The following is a 10090-nucleotide window of genomic DNA, read 5'->3' on the forward strand; positions in this document are numbered from 1 at the left end:
CGGCCCGGGCCCTAGGAGTGGACCCCGGTCCGGGGCTGGGGTTCAGGTGAGTGGCGCTGGGGCTCGGACGCCGGGGTCTGGACCGGGATCTGGGTCTGGCTGCGGCGGAACATGCGGGTCGCGGTGATCTCGCCGTGGACCGTCTCCTCCTCCGGGTCCTGCTGCGGCAGGCCCGGGCGCAGGTGCTCCTCCACGCTGATGTACTTCAGGCCCGCCCTCAGGTCGGCGTCGTTGCGGAGCCGGATGACGAGGGGGAACTCCGCCAGCGCGGTCGTGTCGAACAGACCGGTCGTGTAGAGCAGCTGGACGCCGAGCGCGTCGGAGACGGCGCGCTGGAGCTCCAGCAGGTACGTGGCGTTCGCCCGGCCGATGGGGTTGTCGAGGAAGAGCGTGCCCGCGTGGCGGTGCCGGTCGCGGCCGCGGTCGTTGCTGCGCAGTGCGGCCATGGTGCAGTAGAGCGCGATGGCCGCGGTGAGCAGCTGTCCGCCGGAGAAGACGTCGCCCATCTGCCCGACGGGGACCCGCTCGGCGCGCAGCACGGCGTCCGGCTTGAGGATCTCGACGGAGATCCCGCGCGGCTGGAGCGCAGCCTGTACGCCACGCAGCAGCAGGGACATGCCGTCGCGGCGGCCTTCGCCGAAGGAGGCGTTCTTCTTCACCGCGGAGCGGGTGGCCTCGTCGATGACCTCGCCGAGGCGCTCGGTCAGGGTCGCCTGGTCCGGCTCCTCGAAGCGGATCCGCAGGAACTCCTGGCCGGACCACTCGCCGAGGCCTTCGGGCAGCTGGGAGAGCCGCTGGGCGGAGCGGAGCGTGGCGAGGGCGGACTCGACCAGGCCGCGCAGCCGGTCGACGATGCTGTCGCGGTTGCGCTCCAGCTGCTCCAGTTCGTCGGTGAGGACCCGCAGGCGCGGTGCGAAAGCGGTGGCCCAGGCGGCGGCGTGCTCGGGGAGCGCGGCGGCGGGCAGTTCGCGGATCTGCTGGCGGGCGGGGGTGCGTACCTGCTCGTAGCGGGTCGCGTTGGCATGCCGGACCAGCACGTCGCTCGCCTCGCGCACGGCGGCCTCGGCGGCGGAGAGGTCGGCGGCGCAGCCGCGCAGCGAGCGGCGGGCCTCGCCCGCGGCCTGCCGGGCCTCTTCCAGGCTGCCCGGGTACGGCCCGGCCTCCTGCGCCTGGTCCTCGGGGTGCTCCTGGTGCTGGTCGCGCAGGAGGTCGCGGAGCAGTGCGGCGGTCTCGTCGAAGCCGCCCGTCCCGTCCTCGGCGGTGCGGTGGGCGCGCAGCAGCTCGGCGTGGGCGGCCTTCGCGGTCTCGACGGCGGTGCTGTGTGCGGCGAGCTGGGCGGAGGCGGCGCGCAGCAGGCCCTGGGCCTGTTCCACGTCCGCGGGGACGCACTCCTCGGGCAGTTCGGTGTGGGCCCCGCCGTCGGCGGGCGCGTGCCGTTCGGCCTCGCCGCGCAGCCGGCCGAGCTGCTCGCTGGCGGTGGTGGTACGGGACTCCAGCATCTGGACGAGGGACTCGGCGCGCGCCGCGGCGGCCTGGCGGGACGGGCCGTCGGCGCCGTCGGTGCCTTCGAGGAGCTGGGCGGCGCGGGTGCGGACCTTGTTGGTGAGCCGGTCGAGTTCGGCGGTGGCGGCGCTCTCGTCGCTCTCGGCGCGGGCCTGCTCGGCGCGCAGGTCGGCGCCGACGCCGACCTTCTCGTAGAGCTGGGAGGCGGCCCGGTAGGCCTCGCGGAGGGCGGGGAGGGAGGTGCGGGCCGCGGCCTCGCCGGCCTCCGGGAGCTGTTCGGGGGCGCCGGCGATCTCGGCGCGCTCGGCACGCAGGGCGCGGGCGGTGCGGCGGGCGTCGTCGGCGGCGCGCTGGGCGGCGCGGCGGTCCTCGTCGGCGGCGCGGGCGCGGTCGAGGCAGACCTCGGCACGGGCTTCCGACTCGGCGGCGTCGTCGGCCAGTTCACGCAGCCGGGACTGCCAGCCGGCCCGCTCGCGGAGGCGGAACGCCAGCCCGGCCAGGGCGTCGGCGGCGCGGCGGGCGCGCTGCGCGGAGTCCTGGCGCTCGTCGCGGACCCGGGCGGCGTCGGCGGCGGCCTCGTCGGCCTCCGCGCGCGCGGTCCGGGTCTCGGCCAGTTCGGCTTCGGTCTCCTGGGCGAAGGCGCGGGCGGCAGCGGCCGCCGCGGCCAGTTCGGCGAGGCGGCCGGAGGGGCAGCCGGTGCGCCAGGAGGCGAGGCGGGCGGCCAGCGCCCGGTCCCCGGAGAGGCGGGCGGCGAGCGTGCGGATCTCGCCGTCACGGGCGGTGGCGCGGCTGCGCAGCGCGTGGCGTTCCTCGTCGGCGGCGTGCTCGTCGTGCATGGCCGGGTTCGGCGGCACGAGGAACACGTCGGACAGGGCGCCGCCGGCGCCGGCGGCCGGGACGGGGGCCAGCAGGGCGGCGGCGGTGCCGACGGCCACGGCGGACCGGGGCAGCAGGGCGGCGCTGCCGAGCACCTCGCGGGCCCGGCTGTGGGTGTCGGGGTCGGTGATGACGACGCCGTCGACGAGTTCGGGGCGGGCGGCGAGGACGGCCGCGTGGTCGGCGGGGTCCACGGACTGGGCGAGGTAGCGCCAGCCGGGCAGGGCGGGGATGCCGTGCTCGCCGAGGTACTCGACGGTGGCCAGTACGTCGGGGCCGGGCGGGAGCAGGCCGCCGTCGCCGAGGGCGCCGAGGATGCGGGCGTCGTCGGCGGCCGCGGTGCGCAGCTCGAACAGCTGCCGCTCTGCAGCCGCGATCCCGCCCTCGAGCAGCTCGCGCAGGTCGTCGGCGTTGCGGTCGAGGTCCTCGGCTCCGAGGCAGCTTGCGGCGTACGGCGTCCCGGCGGCGGGCTGTGCTCCGGCGTCGGCGCCCGCGCCGCCGGACGCCCCGGCGGGGCGGGGGTGCGCGGCGGCGGGGTGCGCGGCGGCGGGGTGCGCGGCGGCGTCTGCGGCCGGCAGGCCCAGCAGCTCGGCGAGGCGCGGGTCGTCGGCGATCGACGCGGCCGCGCGGTGCTCGGCCTCGTGGGCCGCCTCGGCGGCGTCGGCGGCGTCGGCGGCGCGGGCGGCGGTCAGTTCGGCGCGGGATTCGGCCGCCGCGGCCTCCTTCGCCGTCTCGGCGGTGGCCCGGGCGGCTTCCCTGGCCTCGCCCCAGGCCGCCACGGCCGTCTTCTCGGCGTCGCTGGCCGCCAGCGCGGCGCGCGCCGGGTCGGCGTCCGGGGCGGAATCGTCGAGCCAGCCGGCCCGGACGGCCTCGGCGGTCTCCTGCTCGACCTCGGCGAGCCGCTGGCGCAGGTGCTCGGCCTCGCTGCGGGCCCGCTGGGCGCCGGTCGCCGCGGCCGTGGCATCGCGGTGGGCGGCCTCGGCGGCCTCCTGGAGTGCGGCGGAGCGCTCCTCTTCCTCGTTGGCGACGCGCTCGCCCTCCCCCGCCGCCGTGTGGAGGGCGCGTACCAGGTCGGCGGCGGCGGTCGCGCGGGCCGCGAGGGCGGGGGCCGCGTCCCGTTCGGCTTCGAGGATCGCGGCGGCGACGCGGGCGGAGCGGTCGGCGGCGGCGCGCTGGCGCAGCACGGCCTCGGCGGCCTGCCAGGCCGCGTGGAGCGTGCGGGCCTCGATCAGCTCGCGCTTCTGCGCCGCGGCGGCCTTCTCGGCGACGCCCAGGGCCAGGGAGGCGTGCCGGTAGGCCAGTTCGGCGGCGATCAGGGAGCTGCGGCCGCGGGCGGTCTCGGCCTCGGTGACCTCGTGGGCGGCGGCGGTGACCTGCCGGGACAGGTCGGCGGCGCGGCCCCGCTCCTCGGCGGCGCGGGCGGAGAGCCGCCGGGCCAGGGTCCGGGTGCGGCGCTCGGCGCCGGCGTGTACCTCGCGGGCGAGGGCGCGGGCGCGGGCCGCCTCCACGATCCGGCCGAGCAGGTCCACCGAGCCCGCGGTGAAGTCGCGTTCGGCCATCAGCTCGGCGCGCCGGCCGAGCTTGTTCCCGAAGCCGTGGACGAGGTCGGCGAGGCCGTCGGTGTCACGGGTGTCGGTGACCGCGCGCAGGAGGAGGTCGGTGAAGTCGGAGTCCTTCTTCACGGCGAAGAGGCCGGCCGCCTCGCCCTCGTCGGCGTTCATCTCGCGCTGGTAGCGGAAGAGTTCGGGGTCGAGGCCGAGGTCGCCGAGGTGTTCGTTCCACCGGTCGTGGATCTCTTCCCAGTACACGTCGAGGTGCGGGTACGCCTTGCCCGCCTCGGTGACCGCGTCGCGGAAGCCCTTCATCGTCCGGCGGCGGCCCTGCGCGCCGGAGGCCCCCTCGGCGGCCGGGCGGACCGCGGTCGACTCGGCCACCGGCAGGGAGTCCAGGCTCAGGCCCGGACCGGGGCGGAAGGAGTACCAGGCCTCGGCGAACTTGCGCGGGTCGTTGGAGACCTGGCGGCCGCGCCATTCGCTGACCTTGCCGACGACCACGCACTCGCCGGTCTGGGTGTGCTGCCATTCCAGGGCGACGTGACCGCAGTCGTCGGCGAGCAGGAACTTGCGCAGCACGCCGGAGCTGGCGCCGCCGAGGGTGTTGCGGTGACCGGGCAGCATGACCGAGAAGATCAGCTTGAGCAGGACGGACTTGCCGCCGCCGTTCTCCAGGAAGAGCACGCCCGCGGGGGCGGGGCGGCGCGGCGGGCCGGTCGGCTCGTCCTCGAAGAACTCCGCCTGCATGGGCGCCGGGTGGGGCACGGGCTCGCCGACTCCGCGCAGGTCGAGCACGGTGTCGGCGTAGCGCGCACCGGCGGGACCGATGGAATAGAGGCGGATGCGGGACAGCTCGTACATGGCGACGACTCTCGTGGTGTCTGCGGGGCGACTGCGCGGGTGTGGCGGGCGGGGCGGCGGGGCGGGGGCTCAGGCGTGGAAGGGCAGGCCGGCGTCGGCGGCCAGTTCCAGGTCGTCGCCCTCGGGCGGCGGCAGGAGGGTCGCGGAGCCGTCCGTCACGGGGACCACGCCCAGTTCGAGCAGCTCGGCCATCGCCGCGCTGCCCGCCATGTCGCGGACCTGGAGCTGGTAGCGGGCGGTGGTGCGGTACGCGCCGCCGGCGTCGTCGCCGGTGCGCTGGAGGAAGCCGGAGTCGGTGAGGAAGGCGACGGCCTTGCCGACGATGCCGGTGGTGGATCCGGCGAGGCGGCGGGCGTCCTTGGTGGCGCCGGTCGCACTGCGGCGGGCGTAGACGCGCCAGGCGGATTCGAGGCCGGGGGCGTCGGAGGCCGGGTCGGTGTTCTCGCCCTGCTCCGCGGCGCGCTCCTCCAGGCGGTGGCAGGCCTGCCGGACGAAGGCGTCGACGCCGTTGACCGTGATCCGGCCGATGTAGCCGTCGTCGGCGAGGTCGTCGGGGCGGGGGAAGGCGAGGGCGGCGACGGCGAGGTGGGCCAGGCCGTGCAGGAAGCGGTCGCCGGAGTCGGCGGCGGTACGGCGGGCGTAGTCGCCCATGCGGACGGCGAAGACGGAGTCCTCGCCCGCCGCGACGGCCATCCCGGCGCGCGGAGAGACCTCCAGCACCACGAGGCCGAGGCCGGCGGCGACGGCGTCGGCGAGACGTGCGAAGGCGGGGTCCTCGCGGTGCCGCCGGAGCAGTTCGGCGTACTCGGCGTCGCGGGCGGGGAGCAGCTTGGGCTGGAGTCCGAACGCGACGAGCCGGGCCGCGTCCGCGGCGTCCGCGGGGGTGACGGCCGGGGCGGCGGCCGCGGGGGCCGCGGCGGGCGGGCTGTCGGGCTCGCTCCACGCGGGGTGTTCGGCGTGGTGGTCGCTCACGGCTGCTGCTCCTCGGCTGTCACGGTGCTGGCGGTGCTGGCGGTGCTGGGGGTGCTGTTACTGCTGGAGGTACATGCGGACCGGGGGATCCCGGCGGGCCCGGGTGCCCGGGTGGCGGCGGGGTCGTCGTACGGACGGCCCGGGGGCGGGGTCACGCGGCCTCCGCGCGGTCGGCCGCCATGCCCGCGGCGTCGAGCAGGGCGGTGCCGACGATCAGGTCGGCGCCGCCGAACTCCGGGTCGTCGAGCTCGGCGCCGTCGTCGACGGCGAACACCAGGCGCTCTTCGCCCTGCCGGTACGCCGTGCCGACGGCGGGGCTTGCCGCGTGCACCGCGAGCAGGGCGACGAGGTACGGCAGGTCCGGGTCGAGCCGGCGGGCCTCGGCCAGCAGCCCGGACAGGCGGCGCGGGGCGTCGTGCGGCAGGTCGAGGAGCTGCCGCGCGGCGGCGAGCTGCTCCTCGCTGAACCGGCTGTCGTCCGGGGTCGCGACGAGGTCGGGCTCGGGCATCTCGGCGCCGAGGTGCTCGCGCTCCTGGGGCGGGGTGAGCAGTATCTCGACGAGGTCGGCGACCCGTACGGAGACGGGGGTGCGCAGGCCCGTGCCGGCGGCGAAGAAGGCGTCGGTGACCCGGGTGGCCTGTTCGAGGGGCAGGGGCAGGACGGGCGCGACGAGCTGGCCGTAGAGGTCGATGCCGGCGCGGGCGGCGGGCGCGGCGAAGGCCTGGCGGTCCTGCTCGGCGCGGAAGAGCGGGCCGGCGTCCAGCAGCCGGGACTGGAGCTGGGTGTGGCGGCGGATGCAGTCCTTGACGATGTCGACCAGCTCGGCGGCGCGGCGCTTGTGCTCGGGCTCCTCGGCCTCGTCGCGGGCCTTGCGGATGTTGGTGAGGATGGCGTTCTCGTGGCGGTAGCGGTCGGCCACGTGGTCCAGGGCCTCGGCGATCATGTCGGGGACGGCCTGGAGCCAGTCCACGGCGCGGACGTTGCGCCGGGTCGCGTCGAGGGTCTTGCGGAGCGTCTCGGCGTACTGGACGGTGCGGTAGCGGGCCTGCTCGGCGGCGAGCTGGGCGTCGGCCAGGCGGCCGCGGCGGATCAGGACCTCCAGCTTGACCTCGGCGGCGATCTGCGCGCTGGTCACGTCGGTGTCGAGCGCGCCGACCAGGACGTTGACGGCCTCGTCGGTGGTGCGCAGGTAGACGGCGCCGCCGTAGCCGGGGACCTCTTCGATCAGTTTGAAGTCGTAGTCGCGGCGGACGTAGACGCCGTCGGGGCCGAAGGTGCCGTAGATCGCGCGGAAGCCGCGGTCGACGCTGCCGACGTTGATCAGGTTCTCCAGGACCCACCGGGCGACGCGCTCGTGCTCGGCGGCGGGGCGCGCGGGAGCCTGGGCGGCGACGCGGGGCAGCAGCCGGGCCACTATCTGCTCGTGGTCGGCGCCGGTGTCGAAGTCCATGTTGAGCGTGACCAGGTCGATCGCGGCGAGCGCGACCTCCGCCATGGCGTAGACGCCGTACTCGCCCGCGAGATTGGCCTTGCGCACGTCGAGGTCGTGCAGCGGGGCGGTGCAGGCGAGGGCGCGCAGCCGCCGGGCCAGGCCCTCGTCGGCAGCCGGGCCCGGCGCCGGGGACGGAACGGTCTTCGCCGGGGCAGGAATGGTCACGACGGAAAGATTAGGCGGTCGCAAGGACAACGACCCAAACGCGATGGTTCGTCCAGGCCGTCCGGGCGCCCGCCGGGGCCGCGCGGCGGCCGCTGCCCTACGCTCGCCGCATGGCATCCATGATCGACCTCAACGCCGACCTGGGCGAGGGCTTCGGCCGCTGGACGCTCACGGACGACGACGCCCTGCTCGATGTGGTCACGAGCGCGAACGTCGCCTGCGGCTTCCACGCCGGTGACCCGTCCACGATGCGGCGGGTGTGCGAGCGGGCGGCGGAGCGCGGGGTGCGGATCGGAGCGCAGGTCTCGTACCGGGACCTCGCCGGCTTCGGGCGGCGGGCGATGGACGTGCCGGCGCGGGAACTGGCGGACGAGGTGGCGTACCAGATCGGGGCGCTGGAGGTCTTCGCGCGGGCGGCCGGGTCGCGGGTGTCCTATGTGAAACCTCACGGTGCGCTGTACAACCGCACCGTGCACGACGCCGTGCAGGCGGCGGCCGTCGTCGCCGGAGTCCGGCTCGCCGGGCCTGCCCTGCCCGTCCTGGGCCTGCCGGGCTCCCTCCTGCTGGCGGCCGCCGCGGAGGCGGGCCTGCCCGCCGTCACCGAGGCCTTCGCCGACCGCGCCTACACCGCGGCCGGCACGCTCGTCCCGCGCGGTGAACCGGGCGCGGTGCTCCTGGACCCCGAGGCTGTCGTGGCGCAGGCGCTGTCCCTGGCGGGCACGGGCACGGTCACGGCCGCGACGGGCGAGCGGATCGCCGTCCCCGGCCGGTCGCTGTGCCTGCACGGGGACACGCCCGGCGCCGCGGAGCTGGCGGCGCGGGTGCGGCGGGCGCTGACCGATGCGGACGTGCGGGTGGAGGCCTTCGCGTGAGGGTGCTGCGGGCGGGCGCCGACGCGCTGCTCGTCGAGCTGGAGTCGGCCGCCGAGGTCGCGGCCTGGCACGCGGAGCTGGTCCGGCGGCGGGACGCGGGCGGGCTGGGCGGCGTACGGGAGATCGTGCCCGCGGCGCGCACCGTGCTGCTGGACGGCGTGGCCGACCCCGCCGCCCTCGCCGCGCGGCTGCCCGGCTGGCGGGTGCAGCCGCCACCCGCCTCCGCGGGCCCGCTGGTCACCGTCCCCGTCCGGTACGACGGACCCGACCTGGCGGAGGTCGCCGCGCTGTGGGGCGCGTCCCCCGCCGGGGTCGCGGCGCTCGTGGCGGAGACGGAGTTCCGGGTGGCCTTCTGCGGGTTCGCGCCCGGCTTCGGCTACCTCACCGGCCTCCCGGAGCGCTGCCGCGTGCCGCGCCGCGCCACTCCCCGCACGGCCGTCCCGGCGGGCTCGCTGGCCCTCGCGGGCGAGTACGCCGGGGTGTACCCCCGTTCCTCCCCCGGCGGCTGGCAGCTGATCGGCACCACGGACGCCGTCCTGTGGGACCCGGCGAGGGAGCCGACCGCGCTCTTCGCACCGGGGACCCGGGTCCGCTTCACGGAGGTGCCGCGGCCGTGAAGGCGACCCCGAACCCGAACCCGAACCCGACCGCGACGCCGGACCCGGCCGCGAGGCCGAACCCGGCCGCGCCCCCGCCCCCCGGCGCGGAAGCGACCGCGGGCGCGACCGCCCTGGAAGTCGTCCGCGCGGGAGCGCTGACCACGGTCCAGGACCTCGGCCGGCCCGGCCACGCGCACCTGGGCGTGCCGCACTCGGGCGCCCTCGACCTGCCCGCCCACCGCCTCGCCAACCGGCTCGCGGGCAATCCCGCCTCGGCCGCGACCCTGGAGACGACCTTCGACGGGGTCGCCCTGCGCGCCCGGGGCCCGGTGACCGTCGTGGTGACGGGGGCGCCCTGCCCGGTACGGGTCGCCGGGCGCCCGGCCGCGTGGGGCGCACCGGTACGGGTGCCCGGCGGCGCGGTCCTGGACGTGGGACGGGCGGCGGCCGGGCTGCGCAGCTACGTGGCCGTCCGCGGCGGTTTCGACGTGCCGCCCGTCCTGGGCAGCCGGTCCGCAGACCTGCTCTCCGGGCTGGGCCCTGAGCCGCTCGCCGCGGGCAGGGTGCTCCCGGTGGGCGTGCCCACCGGTCTGTCCGCGGGCGCGGACGCGCTGCCGGTTCCGGCACCGCCCGCCGAGCTGGTCCTGCCTCTGCTCCCGGGCCCGCGGGAGGACTGGTTCGAGCCGGGGGCGCGCGCCGCGCTGGCCCGTGCGGTCTACCGCGTCTCCCCGGCGAGCAACCGCATCGGCCTGCGGACGGAAGGCCCTCCGCTGCGCCGCGCCCGGACCGGCGAGCTGCCGAGCGAGGGCATGGTGCTGGGCGCGGTCCAGGTCCCCCCGGACGGCCTCCCCGTGGTGTTCCTCGCCGACCATCCGGTGACCGGCGGCTACCCGGTCCTCGCCGTGGTCCCGCCCGCCGCCCTCGCCGCCGCGGCCCAGGCCCGCCCGGGCACCCCGATCCGCTTCCACCCGGTCTGACACCCCGGGCTGACACCCCGGTACGGCACCCCGGGCAGGCAGCCCGCTCCGGAACCGGCCGGAGACCCGGAACCGGCCGGAGACCCGGAAACCACAGGAGGCGGGGGCCTGGTGGGGGGCCGCCCCCCGGTGTTCTCTGGTCGCCTCCTTGGGCCCGTCGCGCCTCCACCCGCCTCGGATCCGGAGTGGTCCCGCTCCCGACCGCGGAACGGACGTCCTC

At 77.3% G+C, this 10090-nt stretch carries 6 protein-coding genes; 3 read left to right on the plus strand and 3 right to left on the minus strand.

The window, feature by feature from the left end; translation table 11 throughout:
- Positions 1-11 precede the first annotated feature (11 nt).
- The 3 genes from ACZ7H1_RS21455 to ACZ7H1_RS21465 form a co-directional block, all read right to left on the minus strand.
- Entirely contained in the window at positions 12-4793 is a 4782-nt protein-coding gene (locus ACZ7H1_RS21455; protein WP_470788712.1) for a hypothetical protein, read from the minus strand.
- A gap of 69 nt (positions 4794-4862) precedes the next feature.
- Positions 4863-5765 carry a hypothetical protein gene (locus tag ACZ7H1_RS21460; RefSeq protein ID WP_470788713.1) on the minus strand — a complete coding sequence of 301 codons (903 nt, stop codon included), beginning with the start codon at positions 5763-5765 and terminating at the stop codon, positions 4863-4865.
- A 151-nt stretch (positions 5766-5916) separates the two neighbouring features.
- Positions 5917-7422, minus strand: a complete 1506-nt coding sequence (locus ACZ7H1_RS21465; RefSeq protein WP_470788715.1) for a hypothetical protein — start codon at positions 7420-7422, stop codon at positions 5917-5919.
- A 119-nt stretch (positions 7423-7541) separates the two neighbouring features.
- Here ACZ7H1_RS21465 and ACZ7H1_RS21470 point away from each other — a divergent pair, with 119 nt between their 5' ends.
- The 3 genes from ACZ7H1_RS21470 to ACZ7H1_RS21480 all read left to right on the plus strand — a co-directional run bounded on the left by ACZ7H1_RS21470 (position 7542) and on the right by ACZ7H1_RS21480 (position 9870).
- Positions 7542-8294, plus strand: a complete 753-nt coding sequence (locus ACZ7H1_RS21470) for a LamB/YcsF family protein (protein WP_470788886.1) — start codon at positions 7542-7544, stop codon at positions 8292-8294.
- Positions 8291-8911: a 5-oxoprolinase subunit B family protein gene (locus tag ACZ7H1_RS21475; protein WP_470788717.1), complete on the plus strand. Its 621-nt coding sequence runs from the start codon at positions 8291-8293 to the stop codon at positions 8909-8911. The genes ACZ7H1_RS21470 and ACZ7H1_RS21475 overlap by 4 nt, the downstream gene beginning before the upstream one ends.
- Before the next feature lie 113 nt (positions 8912-9024).
- Positions 9025-9870 carry a 5-oxoprolinase subunit C family protein gene (locus ACZ7H1_RS21480; RefSeq protein WP_470788888.1) on the plus strand — a complete coding sequence of 282 codons (846 nt, stop codon included), beginning with the start codon at positions 9025-9027 and terminating at the stop codon, positions 9868-9870.
- Positions 9871-10090 lie beyond the last annotated feature (220 nt).

This window comes from Streptomyces sp. NPDC037401, assembly GCF_055602345.1.